Origin of the sequence: Mesorhizobium ventifaucium (genome assembly GCF_935822925.1) — a bacterium.
Classification (GTDB): Bacteria; Pseudomonadota; Alphaproteobacteria; order Rhizobiales; family Rhizobiaceae; genus Mesorhizobium; species Mesorhizobium ventifaucium.
Map to the genome: position 1 here is coordinate 214456 of NZ_CAKXZS010000034.1, position 21154 is coordinate 235609.

Here is a 21154-nt window from a genome sequence, read left to right on the forward strand (position 1 = left end):
GTAGGGCAGTAGGGCAGTAGGGCAGTAGGGCAGTAGGGCAGTAGGGCAGTAGGGCAGTAGGGTTCTATTCAGATGACAGCTTGCGGATCAGAAGCCGCAGGAGTTTTCCTACGCTTTCGCTGTGGGGCATCAATGACTCGACTGCCTCGCGAGAGGTAATACCAACCCGCTGTGCGATAAAAAGGTGGGTCTCCAGCTCCTTGAGTGATCCTTGGGCGATCCTGAGAAATTGCTGGTAGGAAGCTCGACTCTCTCGACCGTAACCTTCGGCGATGTTGGCTGGCACCGAGGTTGCTGCCCGACGCACCTGACCCGTCAGCCCGTAGAGCTCGTCCTTCGGCCAGGCTCTTGTTACTTCATAGATTGCAACTGTCAGGTCCATGGCTTGCTGCCAGACGATCAAATCCCTGTACGATGCAATCTTATCCGTCATCCTTGCCCTACTGCCCTATTGCCCTACTCCCCTACTCCCCTACACATTCAACAACAAATACTCCCGCTCCCACGGGCTGATCACTTCCATGAAGGTCTCGAATTCCGCCCGCTTGATCGCCGCATAGGTGGCGGCAAACGACTTGCCGAGCAGCGCGCAGAGTTCCTCGTCGGCTTCGAACAGGTCGACTGCCTCGAGCAGGCTGCGCGGCAGGTCTATCTCGGCCTCGTTGGCGGTGGTGAGAACCGGCGGTTCGGCCTTGATCTTGTTGGTCATGCCGATCAGCCCGCAGGCGAGCGATGCTGCCAGCGCCAGATAGGGATTGGCGTCGGAGGAGGGGATGCGGTTCTCGACGCGCCTGGCTGCCGGGTCGGAGCGCGGGACGCGGAAGGCGGTGGTGCGGTTGTCGTAGCCCCATTTGTTGTTGACCGGCGCCGAAGCCGACTGCGTCAGCCGGCGATAGGAATTGACGTAGGGCGCAAACATCACCAGCGCGTTCGGCACATGTTTCTGCATGCCGCCGAGGAAATGGAAGAAGGCTTCGGTTTCCGAGCCGTCCTCTGCGGAAAAGACGTTCCTGCCGGTCTTCTTGTCGATGATCGATTGGTGGATATGCATGGCCGACCCGGGCTGCCCCTGGATCGGCTTGGCCATGAAGGTGGCATAAATCTCATGCTTCAGCGCCGCCTCGCGGATTGTGCGCTTGAACATGAACACCTGGTCGGCCAGTTCGATCGGATCGCCGTGGCGCAGATTGATCTCGAGCTGGCCCGCCCCTTCCTCGTGGATCAGCGTGTCGATCTCCAGGCCTTGGCTTTCGGAGAAATGGTAGATGTCGTCGATCAGTTCGTCGAACTCGTTGACGCCGGCGATCGAATAGCCGGCGCCACCGCCGATCGCCCGTCCCGAACGCCCGACCGGCGGGGTCAACGGGTAGTCCGGATCGGGATTCTTGCGCACCAGATAGAACTCGATCTCGGGCGCCACAACCGGTTTCAGCCCGCGTTTGTCGTAAGCGGCAAGCACACGCTTCAGCACGTTGCGTGGCGTGAACTCGACCGAGCGGCCGTCCTGGTGGACGAGATCGCAGATGACCGCCGCCGTCGGGTCCTCTTCCCACGGCACCACGGTCAGTGTCGAAAGGTCCGGCATCAGCTTGAGGTCGCCGTCGTCCTCCGGATAGTGGAAGCCGTTGCCGTCCTCCGGATAGCCGCCGGAGATCGTCGTCATGAACACCGCCGAGGGCAGCGCCAGCGAGGTGTTGGAGGTGAATTTCTTCGACGGCATCATCTTGCCGCGCGCAACACCCGCCTGGTCGGGCGTGATGCATTCGATATCCTCGATGCCGCGCCATGCCAGCCAGGCGCCGACTTCCTTCCAGTTTTTCACACCACGTTGATTTTTCACGAAGGCAGGCGTGCGGATACGTCCTCCGCGGCTCGACGGACGGACTTCCTTTTTTGCAGGCGGCATCATTCACCAGATTGGGTTGCGGATTTGGGAGTATAGCCGGGGCCGGCGATGGAAGGGAAGGGGACCGCGGTTGCGTTCGCCTGCCCAGTTGAAAACCGCCGCAAGCAGCTTAGGTTCGACGCAAGTTCAATGACCTCGGTTGAAGACGTCGAATGCGGAACAATCGTCAATTGACCACGATCGGCTTCGATGCCGACGACACGCTCTGGCAGAACGAGCAGTTCTTCCGCATCACCGAAAAACGCTTTGCCGCGCTGCTCGCCGATCATGCCGAGGAGGAGCACATCTCGGCAAGACTGCTGGAGGCCGAGAAGCGCAACCTCGCCGTATACGGCTTCGGCATCAAGGGGTTTACCCTGTCGATGATCGAAACGGCGATCGAGATTACCGAGGGCCGCGCGCCGGCCTCGGTCATCGCCGAAATTCTCGCCGCGGGCCGCGAGATGCTTGGCCATCCGATCGAGGCGCTGCCTCATGCGCGCGAAACCGTTGAAAAACTGGCGGATGCATATCGCCTGGTGCTGATCACCAAGGGCGATCTTTTCGATCAGGAACGCAAGCTGGCGCAATCGGGCCTTGGTGGTCTGTTCGATGCCGTCGAGATCGTCAGCGACAAGAGCCCCGCCACTTACGTCAGCATCTTCAGCCGCCACGGTGATGGCGCCGAAAAAAGCATGATGGTCGGCAATTCGCTCAAGTCGGACGTGGTGCCGGCCATCGAGGCCGGCAGTTGGGGCGTCCACGTGCCGCATGAGCTGACCTGGGTGCTGGAACATGTCGAGCCGCCGGTCACCGCGCCTCGCTTCCGCCAGATTGCCGACCTCTCGGAACTGCCCGGGCTGGTCGAAAGCATCGGGAAAGCCGGCTGATCGCCGTCTCGGCCTCGAACCGGACGTGCGGCGCAGCGCACCGGTGCCGACGCGTCGCAATCATTGTTGTCGGCTCCGCAAAGAGCCGCGCTGTCGCTGACCCCATCGCGCGGCCCGTGTACAATCCACGATGCAAAATCGTTTTCTACTTGCAAATCAGTCGCAATTGCAGAATATGCGACAAGCGCGGCGTCACAGCGCCCGCGGGACATGCGAGAAAATCGCGACAGGAGATTTTGATGATCGGAAGATACGGGCGATTGGTTGTCGTCGGGTTGATGGCTACGGTGCTCGCTGCGGCAGTGGCTTCGAGCCCAGCCAAAGCGCAGGAAAAGTTCAAGGCCGTGACGACCTTCACCGTCATCGCCGACATGGCGAAGAACGTGGCGGGCGACGCAGCGATCGTGGAATCGATCACCAAGCCGGGCGCGGAGATCCACAACTACGCGCCGACGCCGGGCGACATTCAGCGGGCGCAGGGCGCACAGCTCATTCTGTGGAACGGGCTCAACCTCGAGCTCTGGTTCAAAAAATTCTTCCAGAACCTCAGCGACGTGCCCGGCGCCATCGTCTCCGAGGGCGTCCAACCGATGAGCATCGACGAGGGACCCTATACAGGCAAACCGAATCCGCATGCCTGGATGTCGCCGACAAACGCGCTGATCTACGTCGACAACATCCGCGACGCCTTCGTCGAGCACGATCCGGCGCATGCCGAGACCTACAAGGCCAATGCGGAAGCCTACAAGGCAAAGATAGAGGCGGCCGTCGCGCCGATCCGCGAGAAGCTTGCCTCGATTCCGCAGGACAGGCGCTGGCTGGTGTCGAGCGAAGGCGCTTTCTCCTATCTCGCACGCGATTTCGCGCTGAAGGAGCTTTATTTGTGGCCGATCAACGCTGACCAGCAAGGCACTCCGCAGCAGGTTCGCAAGGTGATCGACGCCGTCCGGGAAAACAAGATCGTCGCCGTCTTCAGCGAAAGCACCGTATCGGACAAGCCGGCCCGGCAGGTCGCGCGAGAGACGGGAGCACATTACGGCGGCGTGCTCTACGTCGACTCGCTCAGCGAGGCGGACGGCCCGGTGCCGACCTATATCGACCTGCTGCGTGTGACATCGGATACAATTCAGAAAGGCCTCGCCGCGGGGCTGTCGCAATGAACACAGCCGTTCCGCCTCTTGCCGCCGCGCCCGAGGATGCGGCAGGCGGTCTCGCCGTCCGCGGCGCGACCGTCACCTACCGCAACGGTCACACGGCGCTGCGGGATGCGAGCTTTGAAATTCCGACCGGCACGATCACGGCGCTCGTCGGTGTCAACGGCTCGGGCAAGTCGACGCTGTTCAAAGCCATCATGGGCTTCGTGCGGCTGGCAAAGGGAGAGATTCTTGTTCTCGGACAGCCGGCCGCGGCCGCGCTGAGGAAGAACGTCGTCGCCTATGTGCCGCAGGCCGAGGAGGTCGACTGGAACTTTCCAGTCCTGGTCGAGGACGTCGTCATGATGGGTCGCTACGGCCATATGGGCATGATGCGCATTCCGAAGGCAGCTGATCGCGAGGCGGTTACATCAGCGCTTGCGCGTGTCGGCATGAGCGATTTCCGCAAGCGCCAGATCGGCGAGCTTTCGGGCGGGCAGAAGAAGCGGGTCTTCCTCGCTCGGGCGCTGGCGCAGGACGGGCGCGTCATCCTGCTCGACGAGCCGTTCACCGGCGTCGACGTCAGGACCGAGGACGCTATCGTCGAACTGCTGCGCGCACTCCGGCGCGAAGGCCGGGTGATGCTGGTCTCGACGCACAATCTAGGTAGCGTGCCGGAGTTCTGCGACCGTGCCGTGCTGCTCCGGAACACGGTCCTTGCCTACGGGCCGACTGGCCAGACCTTCACGCAGGCGAACCTGGAAAAGGCGTTCGGCGGCGCCTTGCGTCATTTCGTGCTGGGCGGCGCCGGGCTGCATGAAGACGACGACAAGCGCCGCCTTGCCGTCATCACCGACGACGAACGGCCACTGGTCTTCTACGGAGAGAACGGAGCCATGCAGCACAAGATGCGGGAACCGGACGAATGAGTGTCCTGCTCGAGCCGTTCGGCTACGAATATATGCTCAACGCCATGTGGGTGTCCGCCCTGGTCGGCGGGGTCTGCGCCTTCCTGTCCTGCTATCTTATGCTGAAAGGCTGGTCGCTGATCGGTGACGCGCTCTCGCATTCGATCGTGCCGGGCGTCGCCGGCGCCTATATGCTGGGCCTTCCCTTCTCGCTCGGCGCTTTCTTCTCCGGCGGGCTCGCCGCCGCGGCGATGCTCTTCCTCAACCAACGCACAAAACTGAAGGAAGACGCCATCATCGGCCTGATCTTCTCCTCCTTCTTCGGCCTCGGCTTGTTCATGGTGTCGCTGTCGCCGACCTCGGTGAATATCCAGACGATCGTGCTCGGCAACATCCTGGCGATCACTCCGGAAGACACGCTTCAGCTTGCCATAATAGGCTTCGTCTCGCTCGCCATCCTGCTGGTGAAGTGGAAGGATCTGATGGTGGTCTTCTTCGACGAGAGCCATGCCCGCTCGATCGGCCTCAACCCGAGCGCGCTCAAGATCATGTTCTTCATGCTGCTATCGGCCTCCACGGTCGCCGCGCTTCAGACCGTCGGCGCCTTCCTGGTCATCTGCATGGTGGTGACCCCCGGCGCGACCGCCTATCTTCTGACGGACCGCTTTCCGCGCCTGCTCGTCATCGCGGTCGTCATCGGCGCGGCGACGAGTTTCACCGGCGCCTATGTCAGCTATTTCCTCGACGGCGCCACCGGCGGCATCATCGTCGTATTGCAGACGCTGATCTTTCTCGCCGCCTTCTTCTTCGCTCCCAAGCATGGAATGCTGGCTGCCCGCCGCCGCTCGGCGAGGGCCTTGGAGGCCAGCCGATGAGCATCCTCGATACGCTGCTTGCCCCCTTCCAGTTCGGCTTCATGGTCAATGCCCTGATTGCTTCGGTTCTGGTCGCTGTGCCGACGGCGCTGCTCTCCTGCTTTCTCGTTCTCAAGGGCTGGTCGCTGATGGGCGACGCCATCAGCCACGCCGTCTTTCCCGGCGTGGTCATCGCTTACATCCTCGGATTCCCCTATTCGATCGGTGCCTTCGCCGCCGGGATGGTCTGCGCTCTCGCCACCGGCTTCCTCAAGGACAACAGCCGCATCAAGCAGGATACGGTAATGGGCATCGTCTTCTCCGGCATGTTCGGCCTCGGCCTGGTGCTCTACGTAAAAATCCAGTCCGACGTGCATCTCGACCACATATTATTCGGCGACGTTCTTGGCATCGGCCTGCGCGACATCGTCGAAACCGGGCTCATTGCTGCGATCACGGCCGGCATCATCGGCATCAAGTGGCGCGACTTCCTGCTGCACGCCTTCGACCCGGCCCAGGCTCGCGCGGTTGGTCTTCGGGTCAACCTGCTCCATTACGGCCTGCTTTGCCTGATCTCGCTCACGATCGTCGGCGCGCTGAAGGCGGTCGGCATCATCATGGCCATCGCCATGCTGATCGCGCCTGGCGCAATCGCCTTCCTGCTGACAAGGAAGTTCAGCGCCATGCTCACCCTGTCGGTAGCGATCGCGGTCGCCGCATCGTTTCTCGGCGTCTATCTGTCCTTCTTCATCGACAGCGCACCGGCTCCGACCATCGTTCTCATGCTGTCCGCCGCCTTCATCGCTGCCTTCGCAGCCACCACACTCAAAGCGGGCCGAATGGAGATCAGCGGGGAGGGCTAGAAACTGGCGGTCATTCTCTGGTCTGACGAGAGCGTCGCGCTTTCTGGATCGGCTTCACGTAGATCTCCAGTCTGTGGCTGATGATGGTGAATCCGTGCTGTCGAGCGATTTCCTCCTGGAGCCGCTCGATCTCCGCCGACTGGAACTCGATGACATCTCCGGTCTCGATGTTGATGAGATGATCGTGATGCTCACGCGGGACTGTTTCGTATCTGGCGCGCCGATCGCCAAAGGTGTGCCGCTCCAGTATGCCCTTTTCGCGCAGAAGGCTGACGGTGCGATAGACAGTGGCGAGCGAGATCGTCGGCTCGATGGCGACAACGCGGCGATGGAGTTCCACCACATCCGGATGGTCGCTGGATTCGGATAGAACGCGCATGATGACGCGGCGCGGACCGGTGATGCGCAGTCCGAGTTCCCTGCAAAGCGCGGCGATGGTCTGTTCTGAGGACATGTCATGATCCGCCAATATCGACAGCCATGCCGCGAAGTCGGAACATGCCTGCCGATTTGTTCGAAGGTGCTATCCCAGATGCGTCGCAATTGCAAAAGGACATCGGGCGGCGTTCGCTGTCAGGCGGTCGCATACTGACATAAGATATCCAGATCCGATCACAAGAAGCGAGGAAGGGCGTGTGAGCCGGACAGGATGCCGGCTAGCTGCGTCCGAGCCCGATCAAATGGTCGATCACCGGCTGCAGCCGTTCGGTCGTGATCGGTTTGACGACCACCGCATCGACGACGCTCGACAGGCCGAGGCTCTCCGGTGTGCCGCTTTTGGTCGAGAGCAGGATCACCGAGGGACGCGACCTGCCCGAGATGCGTCGCAGTGCGTCGATACCAGACATCAGCGCGTCGCAGTCCTTGTTGTCGGGTCCGCCATCGAGGACGACAGCTCCGGGAATCAGCGAGCGCAGCGTCGTTGCTGCCGTTTCGGGCGATTCCGAGATCGGTTTGAGCCCGGATCGTTCGACGATTTTCGAAACCACCACCCGGTTGATCGGCGATTTTCCGACGACGAGGACGCGAGTGAAGTCCGCGAGCAGTTCGGGGTCCACATTCCGGCTCATCAAACTCAGGTGGTTTACAGTGCGATTCAAGGGGCGCATCAGCGGGGCGGGCACTCGTTGGTTTCAATGCAGGGTTGAAACCTTCGAAACAATTGCCGTAAGATCGCTGCCTATGTCAAGTTGAAATGGCTGGCATCGAGAATATCGCAAGAACGGTTAAAATTTAAAGCAAGTTCTTTTTGGTTTCGTATGCAAACTGGTTGTGCAAGCGCAAATCACCTGCGCAGGGACTGCGGAGGTGATGCCGATCCACCAGCAGGGCTAGGTCGGATTTCGCTCAGCCGAGGCTTCGCTGCGTGACGATCACCGGGATCAGCAGGTCGCCCCAGTTCCCGTCGCCGCCGTGGTGCCTTGCCGAGCGCACAAGCTCGACCGACACACCGGCCTCGACCGCCTTCATCACCGACTGGTTGAGCCTGTGCAGGTCGTTGGCCAGCATGCGGATGGTCGCCTGCTGGTCGACGGTCATGGTGGTGGCCTGTTCTTCCGCCCGTTCCTTGACGCGGCTTATCGATGCCATTGGTCTTCTCCCTTAGCGTTTTTTACCCGTTAGGGGCGTTGCCTCTATTTTGTTGCGTTCGTGCTATTCCGCCGCCGGTTTGAACTGGGCGTGCTCGGTCGATTCATGCATGGCCGTGGTCGAAGACCGGCCACCGCTGATCGCCATCGACACGGCGTCGAAATAGCCGGTACCGACTTCGCGCTGGTGCTTGGTCGCGGTGTAGCCGTGGGCTTCCGCCGCGAATTCAGCCTCCTGCAACTCGGAATAAGCCGCCATCTGCCGCGTCTTGTAGCCGCGGGCGAGTTCGAACATGCCGAAATTGAGCTGGTGAAAACCGGCCAGCGTGATGAACTGGAACTTGTAGCCCATAGCGCCGAGTTCCTTCTGGAACCTGGCGATCGTGGCATCGTCGAGGTTCTTCTTCCAGTTGAACGAGGGCGAGCAATTATAGGCGAGGAGCTTGCCGGGATGCTGCCTGTGCACGCCCTCGGCGAACTTCCTGGCCTGCGCCAGATCGGGCTTGGAGGTTTCGCACCAGATCAGGTCGGCGTAGGGCGCGTAGGCGACGGCCCGTGCGATGCAAGGCTCGATGCCGTTCCTGACTTGATAGAAGCCCTCCACGGTACGGCCGGCGCCATAGTCGACGAAGGGCTGGTCGCGCTCGTCGATGTCGGAAGTGAGCAGCTTTGCCGCTTCCGCGTCGGTGCGCGCGACGACCAGCGTCGGCGTGCCCATGACATCGGCAGCAAGCCGCGCCGCGTTGAGGTTGCGGATGTGTGCGGCGGTCGGGATCAGCACCTTGCCGCCGAGATGGCCGCATTTCTTCTCCGACGCCAGCTGGTCCTCGTAGTGGACGCCGGCGGCACCCGCCTCGATGAAGGCCTTCATAATCTCAAAGGCATTGAGCGGTCCGCCGAAGCCGGCTTCCGCATCGGCGACAACAGGCGCGAACCAGGTTTCGACGGAAAGCCCCTTGCCTTCGGAGGTCTCGATCTGGTCGGCGCGCTGCAGGGTTCGGTTGATGCGCTTGACCAGTTCGGGCGCCGCATTGGCGGGATAAAGCGACTGGTCCGGATACATGGCGGATGCGGTGTTGGCGTCGGCGGCGACCTGCCACCCGGACAGGTAGATCGCCTTCAGCCCGGCCCGCACCTGCTGCATCGCCTGGTTGCCAGACATGGCGCCGAGCGCGTTGACGAAATCCTCCTCGTGGATGAGCTTCCAGAGCCGGTTGGCGCCCATTTCGGCGAGGCTCTGCCGGATCTGGACCGAACCGCGCAGCCGCTTCACATCCTCCGGCGAGTAGGGCCGCTCGATGCCGTCGAAGCGGCCTTCCGGCGCCGAGGGGACGAGGTTGTAAAAATCAGTCATTGGTCGCTCCGACAGATAGTTGCTGGGATGGAAACGCCGCCTTATCAAAATTTCTGCGCCGTTTTGGTATGACAGCATTTACATTTCGGCGCGAGAGCGGCGAGGAAAACCAGAGGATTGGCTGGAAAATAAGGGAAAACCTGTGTTGCGTTTGACATTCATGCGCTGTAAATCTGTCATGATTGTAAAGGCCGGCATGGCAGCGCCGCGCCGAATCATGTAAAGTCTGTCAAGGACAGCCGAGTGGCCGATCAGAAGATCTTCGCCGGGCCGCGCATCCGCCGCATCCGCAGCGCCAAGGGCCTGACCCAGACGGCGATGGCCGAAGGGCTCGGCATCTCGCCGTCCTACCTCAATCTCATCGAACGCAACCAGCGGCCGCTGACGGTTCAGCTGATCCTCAAGCTGGCGTCTGTCTACAAGGTCGACCCGCATGAATTGCAGGGCGAGGCGAGGGGTTCGGTCGCCGCCTTGAAGGAAGTGTTTTCAGATCCGCTGCTGGTCGGCGAATTGCCCGGTGACCAGGAACTGATCGAGCTTGCCGAGGCGGCGCCCAACGCTTCCGCCGCGGTGATAAAACTGTTTCGCGCTTATCGCGAGCAGGCCGAGCGCCTTTCCGACCTCAACGAGCTCCTGGCGCGTGAGGGCAAAGCGACGGCACTGTCCGGCGCCCGCCTGCCGATCGATGAGGTGCACGAGATTTTCGAGCGCCGTCCGAACCATTTTGCCGCGCTGGAAGAGGAGGCCGAGGCATTCACGTCGGTGCTCGATCCAGGCGACGATCTGCTAGGTGCGCTGAAGGCCTGGCTGAAGCGCGAATATGGCGTCGTCGTCAAGGTGCTGCCGGTCGCCACCATGCCGAACTGGCGCCGCCGCTACGACCGCCACTCGCAGCGTCTGTTCCTGTCCGAGCGCCTGTCGCCGTTCGACCAGTTGCGCGAGGTGGCGATGGAGGCCTGCCTGATCCGCATGACGGTCGCCGTGGCAAGCGAGATCCAGGCGCTGAAGCTGACCACGGATGAGGCCCGCCGGCTCGCCCGCTTCGAGCTTGGCCGCTACGCCGCCCACGCGCTGATGATGCCCTATCAGTCCTTTCACGCAGCCGCGACACGCGCGCGTTACGACATCGACGTGCTGCGCTCGCGCTTCGGCGTCTCCTTCGAGCAGGCGGCGAACCGGCTGACGACGCTGCAGCGGCCGGGCACGCCGGGCGTGCCGTTCTTCATGCTCGAGGTCGACAATGCCGGCAACCGCTTCCGCAAGGCGGGCAGCCAGGGTTTTCCGCAGAGCCGCTTCGGCGGCGGCTGTCCAAAACTTCCCGTGCATGCCGCCTTTGCCCAACCCGGCCAGATCTTCGTCGAGGCGGTGGAAATGCCCGACGGCGCCGAGTTCCTCTGCGTCGCCCGCACGCTCGAAGGGCCGCAAGGCTCGTTTTCGGAGCGCCCACGCCGTACCGCACTTCTGCTGGGCTGCGACATCGGCTTTCGTGACGAGATCGTCTACGGCGCGGCCCTGCCGGGGCCGGCTGCCGCGGCGGCCGGAAAAGCCGGACAGGGCGCCAATCCGGCCACGCCGATTGGCCCGGCCTGCCGGCTGTGCGAACGCATCGGCTGCCTCGCCCGCGCCGAGCCGCCGGTGACGCGCCCGCTCGGCCTCGACGAAATGGTGACCGGACTAAGCGCCTTCGATTTCCAGTGAGGCCACGGCAGGCGACCTGCCATCTTTGCCACAACCGTCGCCGTCCGGTGGATCACGCCCGATCTTCGTCTTTGCGTTACGCGATTAATGCACGTTTCTGTCGTTCGCTATGCATCGTGCTGCCCCGAAATTGCCGACAGTCGCAATCATGACCGATACATCATCATCACCGCTAGCCGTCTCGCCTGTCGTCTCGCCGCGTGACGAGCGTATCGGCTTCATGTTGATATTCCTGTCGGCGCTGATGTGGAGTTTCGGCGGCGCCATTGCCCGTTTCATAGACGCCGGCGACAGCTGGACCGTGGTGTTCTGGCGCTCGGTCTGGGCCGCCGCCTTCCTGATCTGCTTCATGGTCTGGCGCGACGGCTGGCACGGCACCCTAAGGTTGTTCCGCGGCATGGGCCTGCCCGGCCTTGCCGTGGCGTTCTGCTTCGCCACCGCATCGACCTCATTCGTCGTGGCGCTTGCCTACACCACCGTCGCCAACATCCTTTTGATGCAGGCCGGCGTGCCACTCCTGGCGGCGCTGTTTGCCTGGGTGCTGTTTCGCGAACGGGTGGCCGTGGCGACCTGGGCGGCGATTGCAGCCGTCATTGCCGGCGTTGCGATCATGGTATCGGAATCGCTCGATGGCGCCGTGTCGCCCATCGGCGACGGCTTGGCGCTGCTCATCGCCGTGATGTTTTCGATCGCCACCGTCATCACGCGACGCTTTGCCCATGTGCGGATGACGCCGGCGACCTGCCTCGGCACGATGCTTGCGGCCGCATTCGCGGCGTCGCAGGCATCGCAATTCGCCGTTTCCAGCAGCGACATGGGTTTCCTGTTTGCATTCGGCGTGGTCAATCTCGGTCTCGGCCTTGCCTTCTTCGCCACCGGCGCCCGGCTCGTTCCGGCGGCGGTCGCAGCGCTGCTCGGCACTTTCGAGCCGATCCTCGGCCCAATCTGGGTCTGGCTCATCCATTCCGAGGTGCCGTCGGGACGCACCATCCTTGGCGGCACGGTCGTGGTCACGGCGCTGCTCGTCCATATCGGGCTCGAATTCAAGCGCCAGGCGCGGCCCGTGCGGCCGGGTGTCACCGGTATGCCGTCGCCTAATTGATGCAGCGCACGCGCCAGAGCGAGATGAGCCATTGACAATGGCGCAGCCGCGCGGGCAGGCTGTGAATACGGCAACAACAAGACAGGCTCATCTTGCCAAGTCTCCCCTCCGGGCCGACCGAGACCGGACAACATCGTCGTATCCCTGCCCGCGCCATGGCGAGAGCCTTCGACGGCGCCGGAATGCCACCTGGATCACGACATGGGAACGGGGGGCTCGGCCGCTGCGCATCGAACTACCATGGTATTGGCGGTTCGCGCTTGTCGCTTGTCGGAAAGCCCAATAATCTGAAGCAAACGCCCAGCCGCGCAGCCCCGCGACGCGCTGGCGATGGAACACTCATCAAAGGAGAGACGCATGATCCGCAAAGCATTCTGGCTTTCGGCGACCTCGGCATTTCTAGCGCTTTTCACCCTCGGCGCTCATGCCCAGGACCGCGTCGTCAACGTCTATAACTGGTCGGATTACATCGACAGCTCGATCATCGACGACTTCACCAAGGAAACGGGCATCAAGGTCACCTACGACACCTTCGATTCCAACGAGCTGCTTGAGACGAAACTGCTTGCCGGCGGCAGCGGCTACGACGTTGTCGTGCCGACCGCCAATTTCCTCGCACGCCAGATCCAGGCAGGGGTGTTCCAGAAGCTCGACAAGTCGAAGCTGCCCAACGTTTCCAACATGTGGGACGTCGTTTCGGAGCGCACTGCCAAGTACGATCCCGGCAACGAATATTCGATCAACTACATGTGGGGCACAGTCGGCCTCGGCTATAACGTCAAGAAAGTGCAGGAAGCGCTCGGCACCGACAAGATCGACAGCTGGGACGTGTTCTTCAATCCGGAACAGCTGGCCAAGCTGAAGGATTGCGGCGTCTATGTCCTCGATTCTCCGAGCGACATCCTGCCGACCGCCTTCAAATATCTGGGCATCGATCCCGAGACCACGTCGCTGGACGATTTCGCCAAGGCCGAAGAAGTGATGCTGAAGATCAGGCCTTACATCCGCAAGTTCCACTCGTCGGAATATATCAACGCGCTGGCCAATGGCGACATCTGTCTGGCCGTCGGCTGGTCGGGAGACGTGTTCCAGGCGCGAGACCGTGCGACGGAGGCAAACCAGGGCGTTGAGATCGGCTATTCCGTGCCGAAAGAAGGCGCCGAAATGTGGTTCGACCAGATGGCGATCCCGGCCGACGCGCCGCATGTCGCCGAGGCGCATGAATTCCTGAACTACATGATGAAGCCGGAAGTCATTGCCAAGGCGAGCAATTACATCTTCTACGCCAATGGCAACAAGGCGTCGCAGCAGTTCATCGACAAGGAGATACTAGACGATCCGGCGATCTACCCGGACGAGGCGACGCTGGCGAAACTGTTCACCATCGCCCCCTACGATTCCAAGACCCAGCGCGTCGTCACCCGCACCTGGACCAAGATCGTCACCGGGCAGTAAACGACAATCAACGACCCCGGCAGGGTGCTGCCGGGGTCAAGTCTTCCGGGGATAGAACGCAGCACGGAGTGGGACATGAAATCGCTTGGCAGCATCCGCAGGGATTTCGCGCCATGGAACGATCCGAACGCCAAGCCATACATCCAGTTCGACAAGGTGACCAAGAAGTTCGGTGACTTCACCGCCGTCAACAATTTGTCGCTGACGATATTCGAGCGCGAGTTCTTTGCCCTGCTCGGCGCGTCGGGCTGCGGAAAGTCGACGCTTCTGCGGATGCTCGCCGGCTTCGAGGAGCCGACCGCCGGTCGCATCCTTCTCGACGGCCAGGATCTGCGCGGCATCCCGCCATATCGGCGGCCGGTCAACATGATGTTCCAGTCCTATGCGCTCTTCCCGCATATGACGGTCGATAACAACATCGCCTTCGGCCTCAAGCAGGACGGCATGCCGAAGCCCGATATCGCGGCGCGCGTGGGAGAGATGCTGAAGCTGGTCAAGCTCGAGCAGTTCGCCAAGCGCAAGCCGCACCAATTGTCCGGCGGCCAGCGCCAGCGCGTCGCGCTTGCCCGCTCGGTCGCTAAAAGGCCGAAGGTTCTGCTGCTCGACGAGCCGTTGGGCGCGCTGGACAAGAAGCTGCGCGAGGAAACGCAGTTCGAGCTGATGGATCTGCAGCAGTCACTCGGCCTCACCTTCGTCGTCGTCACGCACGACCAGGAAGAGGCGATGACCATGGCCGACCGCATCGCCATCATCGACAAGGGCGAGGTGATGCAGGTGGCGACGCCGGCCGAAGTCTACGAGGCGCCGGGCTCCCGTTTCGTTGCCGGCTTTGTCGGCAACGTCAACATGTTCGAAGGCAAGATTGCGCATGGCGAGGCGGGTGCTGCAAGCATCGATGCCGGCAACGGCATCACCATCCGGACCGAGAATGCGGGCGATGCCGCAACTGGCGCGGCCGTCGCCTTCGCCATCAGGCCGGAGAAGATCAGAATATCGTCGACGAGACCGGCCGGCGCCGTCAACGCCATTGAGGGCGAGGTCTACGATATCGCCTATCTCGGCGACATGACCGTCTATCACGTCCGGCTGGACGACGGCCAGGTGGTGCGGGCGAGCACGATGAACGCGGCCCGCATCACCGAGGATCCGCTGAGTTGGAACGACCGTGCATGGGTGTCGTTCCGGCCGGATGCCGGCGTCGTGCTGACGCGATAGGGGGCGGCCATGTCGAATGCCGCTGTCACCGCTGCAACAAGCTCACGAGCCACCGCTGCGGGCAAATCCGCCCTGGCCAGACTGGGAGAGGCCTTCGTTAGCCGTCTTGTCATCCTCATTCCGTATCTCTGGCTGGTCTTCTTCTTCCTCATTCCGTTTGTCATCGTCTTCAAGATTTCGCTGTCGCAGACGGCGATCGCCATACCACCCTACACGCCGGTGCTCGGCTTCGGCGACGGCCTTGCCGGTTTTTTCGCCCAGCTGAATGAGCTCAGCATCGACAACTACATATGGCTGACGCAGGACGCGCTCTACGTCAACGCCTATGTGACGAGCGTCATTGTCGCCGCCATCTCGACGGTGCTGACATTGCTTGTCGGCTACCCGATCGCCTACGGCATGGCCCGCGCCCCGGCGATGCTGCGCCCGACTTTGCTGATGCTGGTGATCCTGCCGTTCTGGACCTCGTTCCTGATCCGGGTCTACGCCTGGATCGGCATCCTCAAGCCTGAGGGGCTGCTCAACCAGCTGCTGCTCGCCACCGGAATCATCGGCCAGCCGCTGGTTATCCTCAACACCTATACGGCGATCTTCATCGGCATCGTCTATTCCTACCTGCCGTTCATGGTGCTGCCGCTCTATTCCGCCCTCGAGAAAATGGACTATTCGCTGATCGAGGCGGCCAAGGATCTCGGCTGCCCACCGACCAGCGCCTTCTGGAAGATCACCTTTCCGCTGTCGCTGCCCGGCGTCATCGCCGGTTGCCTGCTGGTATTCATCCCCGCGGTCGGCGAGTTCGTCATTCCCGACCTGCTCGGCGGCTCGCAGACGCTGATGATCGGCAAGACGCTGTGGAACGAATTCTTCGCCAATCGCGACTGGCCGGTGTCGTCGGCCGTCGCCGTCATCCTGCTGTTGCTGCTGATCGTGCCGATCATGCTCTTCCAGCGGGCTCAGGCCCGCGCCCAGGAACAGGATCGCTAGACCCATGAACGCCACCTGGAGCCGCTTCAACATCACTTCGATCGTGCTCGGCTTTGCCTTTCTTTACCTGCCGATCGTCCTGCTCGTCGTCTTCTCTTTCAACGAATCGAAACTGGTCACCGTCTGGGGCGGCTTCTCGACCAAATGGTACGTCTCGCTGTTCCACAACCAGGGCCTCATGGACGCCACCTGGGTAACGGCTCGCGTCGCCGTCATCTCGGCCACCGTGGCGACCGTGCTCGGCACGCTGGCGGCTCTCACCTTGACGCGCTACACGCGCTTCAAGGGCCGGACGCTGTTTTCTGGCATGGTCTTTGCGCCGCTGGTCATGCCGGAAGTCATCACCGGCCTGTCGCTGCTGCTGCTCTTTGTCGCCGTCGGTCTCGACCGCGGCTTTCTCACCGTCACGCTTGCCCACATCACCCTGACCATGTGCTTCGTCGCCGTCGTCGTGCAGTCGCGCCTGATCACGTTCGACCGCTCGCTGGAAGAAGCCGCAATGGATCTTGGCGCGCCGCCGGTAAAGACCTTCTTCCAGATCACGCTGCCGGTCATCATGCCGGCGATCGTATCCGGCTGGATGCTGGCGTTCACACTGTCGCTCGACGATCTGGTCATCGCCAGCTTCACTTCAGGGCCTGGCGCCACCACGCTGCCGATGAAGATCTACAGCCAGGTTCGTCTCGGTGTGACGCCGGAGATCAACGCCGCCTGCACCATCCTGATCGCGGTTGTGGCGGTTGGGGTCATCATCGCTTCGCTCGCCAACAAGCGGCGCGAGTTCCAACGCCAGCGCGATGAGCAGGCCGCGCAGCGGGGGTGACGAGAGCGGCAGCAGCAAATGCCGGCAAGGAAACACCCCTGACGCAGCAGACTTCGTCTGCCTATTCTCCGGAAACGCCGCGGCTTATCGGCGAAATGAACGGCGTGCTCCACGTTCCGCCGACGAAGAACGAAGACTGGTTGGGACCCTGGCCATTTGTCTGCGTGGCTGCCTGGTCCGCCTGAATGATGCCGCCGGACAGCGCCAGCCCACGTCCGGCATAGGAGGCGATGCCGGAAAGCCAGATCTTGTACTTCGCCGAATTCGCTTCGGCCTTGTCGATCTTCGCCACACCGTTCGAAATGCTCGCCTTGAGTTCGGCCCCGTCGATCGGCAGTGTTCCGTCGGAGACATCGTCGAGCGCGAAGAACCCGCCCTGTTCGTTGTGTTTGAGAAACGCCGGCAGGTTGAACCGGCTCAACGCGCCCTGGCCGAATTTCGCCGAAACCGAGCCGTCGGCGTTTTCGAAAATGGAATCCCAGGTTCTGCCTGGCCCCTTGAGGATGACCGAAACGGTTCCCGTGCCGATGGGCACCAGTCTCGTCATTCCGGCTGCGGTGCCAAAAGCGCCGCCGTCGATGTCGGAGGCGAGCAGCCTCATCTCGACCTGCGTGCCTTCCGGCTTGCGGTCGAAACGAAGACTGCTCTGGATGTTGCCGCCAAAGGCCGATGCATCGGAAATATCGAAGACGGCAAGACCGTTCTTGACCTGGGCGGCGGCGGCGACGTCGGCAAGCTGGATGGCGCCTGCAGTGGCCTGCGCTGCCGACACTCTGAGATCGAGATTGATGCGGTCGGCGACGCTTATGTCGATTTCGCCGGGGCCGGCGCCGTTCGCGGGCGCCAAGGGCGTGAAGGCGGAGAGAAACGACCGCAGGTCTAGCGTCTCAAAGGCGAGCGTACCGGAGACCACCGGGCGCGCCTCGCCAAAGGAGAAATCCAGCGCACCCATTCCCGGATTGTCGTCCAGGGCGATCTCGGTGTTTTCGAATTTAATGCGGCCGGAGGTCGCCGTGAGCTTGCTGGAAACGGAAACCGAGCCAATTGCTGCGCCCGGCGCGATGCCGGCCCGCGACCATTCGAGAGCTCGCCTGAGCGAGGGTGCGGCAAATTTTGCCTGGCCGTCGAAATAGGCGTTCTCGGACATGCTGGCCACGCCGTCGAACGAAAAACTGGCAGGGGCCGCCTTGAAGGAAATCGTCGTCGGCGCCGCACCTCCGCCAAACAGCACTAGCGGGTTTGACGACGCGGCATCCACGGCGACGCTTTCGCCGCGCCAGATCCCGGTCGCCGACAGCGTCGCATTGCTGTTCATTGCGGCCCAGTTCGCCTGGCCGCTCAGGCTGCTGAGTATCTCAGCGTCCTTGCCATCGACGGAGGTCACCACGCGGGCGTTCCTGAACTCCACGGTGCCGAACGGATCAGCCGGCAGCTTGCCCAGATCCGGCTTGGCTGGATTGGCGCTGACAACGGCGCGAGCGATGTCGATGGACCGGGTGATGCGCCCGCCTGAAGGCAGGGCGGGCAGGAAAAATCCATGTACTGCGCGTTGAACCCTGATCGTCGGCCGGATCAGCCGCGCCGTCGAGAACACCACATTGCCACGCAACGCCGCCATGGCGGAGAGATTGACCTCGACCCGTTCAGCCTCGATCACCGGCGGCGCGTCCGTCTCTGTCCATTGCGAAAGTGTCACGTCGCTCAGGATGGCACGGAAATTCGGCCAGACCTCGATCCGTGGCGCACCATCGATGGTGACCCTGAAACCGCTCCACGCACTCATTTCCCAGGCGATGCGGTCGCGCACGATACGGGTCGAGGCGACGAGCGGCAGGGCGGCAACGGCTAGCGCGATGACGAGCACGGCAACGCCGATCGCCCATATTCCGCGCCGGATCAAAGGTGATGGCATGTCGCCCCGTATGCTTCCGTTCCGACAAAAAATCGCCCGACGGGTGTAACCCACGGCTGACGCATTTCAAGTCTTTATGGCCCAGCGATGGCATTTGCGCACATCCGCGTCGCTCGGCCGAACAAAATCTTGCTCTGCTGCGCTGCGATATGCATAAGCGATGCCAATGCATGTCGCCAAAATGCGCATCGTTTCCGGATAACGACATGATAATAACAAAAGTCTAAAGCGCGTCGCGTGAATCTCTTCAAGCGTAACGTCCTTTAAGGAGGAACGATCATGGCTGGCGACGCACCGCTGTGGGTACCGACCAAAGACCAGATCGACGCGGCGCCGATGACCGCCTTCATGCAGGCCGCGGCGGCCGCAACCGGCAAGTTTTTTTCCTCCTACGCCGATCTTCATCGTTGGTCGATCGACGATCGCGAGGCGTTCTGGAGCCTGGTCTGGGACTTTTGCGGGATCGTGGGCGACAAGGGCGCCAGTGGGGGCGCCAGTGGGGGCGAGCGCGTGCTTGTCGATGGCGACAAGATGCCCGGCGCTGCCTTCTTTCCCGACGCCAAGCTTAACTTCGCCGAGAACCTGTTGGAAAAAATCGGGCTCGGTGACGCCATGGTCTTTCGCGGCGAGGACAAGGTCGAGCGCCGGCTCTCCTGGAACGAGTTGCATGCGCTGACCTCGCGGCTGCAGCAGCTTTTCCAATCGCTCGGGGTGAAAAAGGGCGACCGCATCGCCGCCATGATGCCCAACATGCCGGAGACCGTCGCGGCAATGCTGGCGACAGCCTCGATCGGCGCCGTGTGGTCGTCCTGCTCTCCCGATTTTGGCGAACAGGGCGTTTTGGACCGGTTCGGCCAGATCGAGCCTGTCGTCTTCATCGCGCCCGACGGTTACTGGTACAATGGCAAGGCGATCGAGGTTGCCGACAAGATCGCGGCCGTTGCGGCAAAGCTTCCCACAGTCAGGAAAGTGCTGATCGTCGACTATCTCGGCACGTCGACCGATGTGGCGGCGACCATCGAGAAGGCGACTGCGCTGGACGAGGCACTCTCATCTTTTGCCGCCAAGCCCGTCACCTTCGAACGGTTGCCGTTCGCGCATCCGCTCTACATCCTGTTTTCTTCCGGAACGACCGGCATTCCCAAATGCATCATCCATTCGGCCGGCGGAACGCTGATCCAGCATGTCAAGGAAGAACGGCTCCACGCCGGCCTGCTCGACGGCGACCGCTTCTTTTATTTCACCACCTGCGGCTGGATGATGTGGAACTGGCTGGTCTCAGGCCTGGCGTCGGGCGCAACCCTTCTGCTTTATGACGGGTCGCCCTTCTACCCCAACGGCAACGTGCTGTTCGACTTCGCCGACGCCGAGAAGATGACCTATTTCGGCACCTCGGCCAAATTCATCGATTCCGTGCGCAAGGCCGGCCTCAGGCCGATCAACACGCACGATCTTTCCAGCGTGCGCACGATCTCCTCCACCGGCTCGCCACTGTCGCCGGAAGATTTCCGCTTCGTCTATGACGGCATCAAGAAGGACGTGCATCTCGCCTCCATCTCGGGCGGCACCGACATCGTCTCCTGCTTTGTGCTCGGCGTGCCGACGCAACCGGTATGGATCGGAGAGATTCAGGGACCTGGCCTCGGCCTCGCCGTCGATGTCTGGGACGACGATGGCCAGCCGCTCAGGCAGGAAAAGGGTGAGCTCGTCTGCACGAAGGCGTTTCCGGCGATGCCGATCGGCTTCTGGAACGATCCCGAAGGCAAGAAATACCACGCCGCCTATTTCGAGCGCTTCGACAATGTCTGGTGCCACGGCGACTTCGCAGAATGGACCGCCCATGGCGGCCTGATCATCCATGGCCGCTCCGACGCGACGCTCAATCCGGGCGGTGTGCGGATCGGCACGGCGGAAATCTACAATCAGGTCGAGCAGATGCCGGAAATCGTGGAAGCGCTTTGCATCGGCCAGGACTTCGACAGTGATGTGCGCGTCGTGCTGTTCGTGCGGCTGGCTGCCGGCGTTGAACTCGACGCCGAACTGGAACAACGCATCCGGGCGAAAATCCGCAGCGGCGCGAGCCCGCGCCACGTGCCGGCTAAAATCGTCGCCGTCGCCGACATTCCGCGCACCAAATCGGGCAAGATCACCGAGCTTGCGGTGCGAGACGTGGTGCATGGCCGCGCCGTCAAGAACAAGGAGGCGCTGGCCAATCCCGAAGCGCTCGAGCTGTTCCGCGACCTGCCGCAACTGGCCGATTAGTTTCTCGAGGTCCCAAACATGAGAACCGTCACGCGTTCAAACGGCAGCCGAGCATGGTTAACGAAATATCTCGCTCGAATTTACCTAGATTTCATGAGTGGTACACATTGGTAAATTTTTCGCGGTGCCGGTAAGGTTTTGTTAAGGGCCGACATCGATAGTCGTGCGTAACTTGAGGGAGAAATCCCGTTCCTCTAAATCCCCAGAGGATCTGAATTCGCTCAAGC

General features: G+C 62.0%; 19 protein-coding genes. 12 read left to right on the forward strand and 7 right to left on the reverse strand.

The annotated features are described in order from the left end of the window. Positions 1-64: 64 nt before the first annotated feature. Positions 65-433 carry a four helix bundle protein gene (locus tag NMG70_RS26555; RefSeq protein WP_254027250.1) on the reverse strand — a complete coding sequence of 123 codons (369 nt, stop codon included), beginning with the start codon at positions 431-433 and terminating at the stop codon, positions 65-67. 39 nt (positions 434-472) lie between these two features. Continuing rightward, positions 473-1909 carry a glutamine synthetase family protein gene (locus NMG70_RS26560; RefSeq protein WP_167378776.1) on the reverse strand — a complete coding sequence of 479 codons (1437 nt, stop codon included), beginning with the start codon at positions 1907-1909 and terminating at the stop codon, positions 473-475. Positions 1910-2058: 149 nt separating this feature from the next. Between NMG70_RS26560 and NMG70_RS26565 the strand changes: the two genes are divergently transcribed. The 5 genes from NMG70_RS26565 (at position 2059) to NMG70_RS26585 (ending at position 6533) form a co-directional block, all read left to right on the forward strand. Next, entirely contained in the window at positions 2059-2775 is a 717-nt protein-coding gene (locus NMG70_RS26565) for an HAD family hydrolase (RefSeq protein ID WP_254027251.1), read from the forward strand. A 278-nt stretch (positions 2776-3053) separates the two neighbouring features. Then, positions 3054-3935, forward strand: a complete 882-nt coding sequence (locus tag NMG70_RS26570) for a metal ABC transporter substrate-binding protein (RefSeq protein WP_254027360.1) — start codon at positions 3054-3056, stop codon at positions 3933-3935. Next, entirely contained in the window at positions 3932-4837 is a 906-nt protein-coding gene (locus NMG70_RS26575; RefSeq protein WP_254027252.1) for a manganese/iron ABC transporter ATP-binding protein, read from the forward strand. The genes NMG70_RS26570 and NMG70_RS26575 overlap by 4 nt, the downstream gene beginning before the upstream one ends. Beyond that, on the forward strand, positions 4834-5691 hold the full coding sequence (gene sitC / locus NMG70_RS26580) for an iron/manganese ABC transporter permease subunit SitC (RefSeq protein WP_254027253.1): 858 nt from the start codon (positions 4834-4836) through the stop codon (positions 5689-5691). Before NMG70_RS26575 ends, sitC begins: the two co-directional genes overlap by 4 nt. Continuing rightward, the gene (locus NMG70_RS26585) at positions 5688-6533 is read left to right on the forward strand and encodes a metal ABC transporter permease (RefSeq protein ID WP_254027254.1); all 846 of its coding nucleotides are present in this window, start codon (positions 5688-5690) and stop codon (positions 6531-6533) included. Before sitC ends, NMG70_RS26585 begins: the two co-directional genes overlap by 4 nt. A 10-nt stretch (positions 6534-6543) precedes the next feature. Here the strand turns inward: NMG70_RS26585 and NMG70_RS26590 are convergent, their stop codons facing one another. The 4 genes from NMG70_RS26590 to aceA all read right to left on the reverse strand — a co-directional run bounded on the left by NMG70_RS26590 (position 6544) and on the right by aceA (position 9476). Then, on the reverse strand, positions 6544-6987 hold the full coding sequence (locus NMG70_RS26590) for a Fur family transcriptional regulator (RefSeq protein WP_254027255.1): 444 nt from the start codon (positions 6985-6987) through the stop codon (positions 6544-6546). Between the two features lie 202 nt (positions 6988-7189). Continuing rightward, positions 7190-7603 (reverse strand): response regulator, encoded by a 414-nt coding sequence (locus tag NMG70_RS26595; protein WP_254027361.1) that lies wholly within the window; start codon positions 7601-7603, stop codon positions 7190-7192. 277 nt (positions 7604-7880) lie between these two features. Continuing rightward, complete coding sequence (locus NMG70_RS26600; protein ID WP_077379645.1) at positions 7881-8123, reverse strand: SMc00767 family acetate metabolism repressor; 243 nt, start codon at positions 8121-8123, stop codon at positions 7881-7883. A 63-nt stretch (positions 8124-8186) separates the two neighbouring features. Then, positions 8187-9476, reverse strand: coding sequence for an isocitrate lyase (aceA, locus tag NMG70_RS26605; protein WP_254027256.1), 1290 nt, complete (start codon positions 9474-9476; stop codon positions 8187-8189). A 243-nt stretch (positions 9477-9719) separates the two neighbouring features. Between aceA and NMG70_RS26610 the strand changes: the two genes are divergently transcribed. The 6 genes from NMG70_RS26610 to NMG70_RS26635 all read left to right on the forward strand — a co-directional run bounded on the left by NMG70_RS26610 (position 9720) and on the right by NMG70_RS26635 (position 16753). Further along, complete coding sequence (locus NMG70_RS26610) at positions 9720-11174, forward strand: helix-turn-helix domain-containing protein (RefSeq protein ID WP_254027257.1); 1455 nt, start codon at positions 9720-9722, stop codon at positions 11172-11174. Between the two features lie 148 nt (positions 11175-11322). Then, the gene (locus NMG70_RS26615) at positions 11323-12276 is read left to right on the forward strand and encodes a DMT family transporter (RefSeq protein ID WP_254027258.1); all 954 of its coding nucleotides are present in this window, start codon (positions 11323-11325) and stop codon (positions 12274-12276) included. 357 nt (positions 12277-12633) lie between these two features. Then, the gene (locus NMG70_RS26620) at positions 12634-13731 is read left to right on the forward strand and encodes a polyamine ABC transporter substrate-binding protein (RefSeq protein WP_254027259.1); all 1098 of its coding nucleotides are present in this window, start codon (positions 12634-12636) and stop codon (positions 13729-13731) included. A 75-nt stretch (positions 13732-13806) separates the two neighbouring features. Next, positions 13807-14946: an ABC transporter ATP-binding protein gene (locus NMG70_RS26625; protein ID WP_254027260.1), complete on the forward strand. Its 1140-nt coding sequence runs from the start codon at positions 13807-13809 to the stop codon at positions 14944-14946. Positions 14947-14955: 9 nt separating this feature from the next. Beyond that, on the forward strand, positions 14956-15930 hold the full coding sequence (locus NMG70_RS26630; RefSeq protein ID WP_254027261.1) for an ABC transporter permease subunit: 975 nt from the start codon (positions 14956-14958) through the stop codon (positions 15928-15930). Between the two features lie 4 nt (positions 15931-15934). Beyond that, positions 15935-16753 (forward strand): ABC transporter permease subunit, encoded by an 819-nt coding sequence (locus NMG70_RS26635; protein ID WP_254027262.1) that lies wholly within the window; start codon positions 15935-15937, stop codon positions 16751-16753. A 61-nt stretch (positions 16754-16814) separates the two neighbouring features. Here the strand turns inward: NMG70_RS26635 and NMG70_RS26640 are convergent, their stop codons facing one another. Next, the gene (locus NMG70_RS26640) at positions 16815-18665 is read right to left on the reverse strand and encodes an AsmA family protein (RefSeq protein WP_254027263.1); all 1851 of its coding nucleotides are present in this window, start codon (positions 18663-18665) and stop codon (positions 16815-16817) included. 279 nt (positions 18666-18944) lie between these two features. Here NMG70_RS26640 and NMG70_RS26645 point away from each other — a divergent pair, with 279 nt between their 5' ends. Then, entirely contained in the window at positions 18945-20927 is a 1983-nt protein-coding gene (locus NMG70_RS26645) for an acetoacetate--CoA ligase (protein ID WP_254027264.1), read from the forward strand. The last annotated feature ends 227 nt before the right edge of the window (positions 20928-21154 follow it).

Bases quoted from the DNA above. Each gene is read 5' to 3' on its own strand.
- NMG70_RS26565 (WP_254027251.1), top strand. From the start codon at position 2,059: ATGCGGAACAATCGTCAATTGACCACGATCGGCTTCGATGCCGACGAC.
- NMG70_RS26615 (WP_254027258.1), top strand. From the start codon at position 11,323: ATGACCGATACATCATCATCACCGCTAGCCGTCTCGCCTGTCGTCTCG.
- NMG70_RS26585 (WP_254027254.1), top strand. From the start codon at position 5,688: ATGAGCATCCTCGATACGCTGCTTGCCCCCTTCCAGTTCGGCTTCATG.
- aceA (WP_254027256.1), bottom strand. From the start codon at position 9,476: ATGACTGATTTTTACAACCTCGTCCCCTCGGCGCCGGAAGGCCGCTTC.
- NMG70_RS26645 (WP_254027264.1), top strand. From the start codon at position 18,945: ATGGCTGGCGACGCACCGCTGTGGGTACCGACCAAAGACCAGATCGAC.
- NMG70_RS26570 (WP_254027360.1), top strand. From the start codon at position 3,054: ATGGCTACGGTGCTCGCTGCGGCAGTGGCTTCGAGCCCAGCCAAAGCG.
- sitC (WP_254027253.1), top strand. From the start codon at position 4,834: ATGAGTGTCCTGCTCGAGCCGTTCGGCTACGAATATATGCTCAACGCC.
- NMG70_RS26635 (WP_254027262.1), top strand. From the start codon at position 15,935: ATGAACGCCACCTGGAGCCGCTTCAACATCACTTCGATCGTGCTCGGC.
- NMG70_RS26575 (WP_254027252.1), top strand. From the start codon at position 3,932: ATGAACACAGCCGTTCCGCCTCTTGCCGCCGCGCCCGAGGATGCGGCA.
- NMG70_RS26590 (WP_254027255.1), bottom strand. From the start codon at position 6,987: ATGTCCTCAGAACAGACCATCGCCGCGCTTTGCAGGGAACTCGGACTG.
- NMG70_RS26560 (WP_167378776.1), bottom strand. From the start codon at position 1,909: ATGATGCCGCCTGCAAAAAAGGAAGTCCGTCCGTCGAGCCGCGGAGGA.
- NMG70_RS26620 (WP_254027259.1), top strand. From the start codon at position 12,634: ATGATCCGCAAAGCATTCTGGCTTTCGGCGACCTCGGCATTTCTAGCG.
- NMG70_RS26625 (WP_254027260.1), top strand. From the start codon at position 13,807: ATGAAATCGCTTGGCAGCATCCGCAGGGATTTCGCGCCATGGAACGAT.
- NMG70_RS26630 (WP_254027261.1), top strand. From the start codon at position 14,956: ATGTCGAATGCCGCTGTCACCGCTGCAACAAGCTCACGAGCCACCGCT.
- NMG70_RS26555 (WP_254027250.1), bottom strand. From the start codon at position 433: ATGACGGATAAGATTGCATCGTACAGGGATTTGATCGTCTGGCAGCAA.
- NMG70_RS26595 (WP_254027361.1), bottom strand. From the start codon at position 7,603: ATGAGCCGGAATGTGGACCCCGAACTGCTCGCGGACTTCACTCGCGTC.
- NMG70_RS26600 (WP_077379645.1), bottom strand. From the start codon at position 8,123: ATGGCATCGATAAGCCGCGTCAAGGAACGGGCGGAAGAACAGGCCACC.
- NMG70_RS26640 (WP_254027263.1), bottom strand. From the start codon at position 18,665: ATGCCATCACCTTTGATCCGGCGCGGAATATGGGCGATCGGCGTTGCC.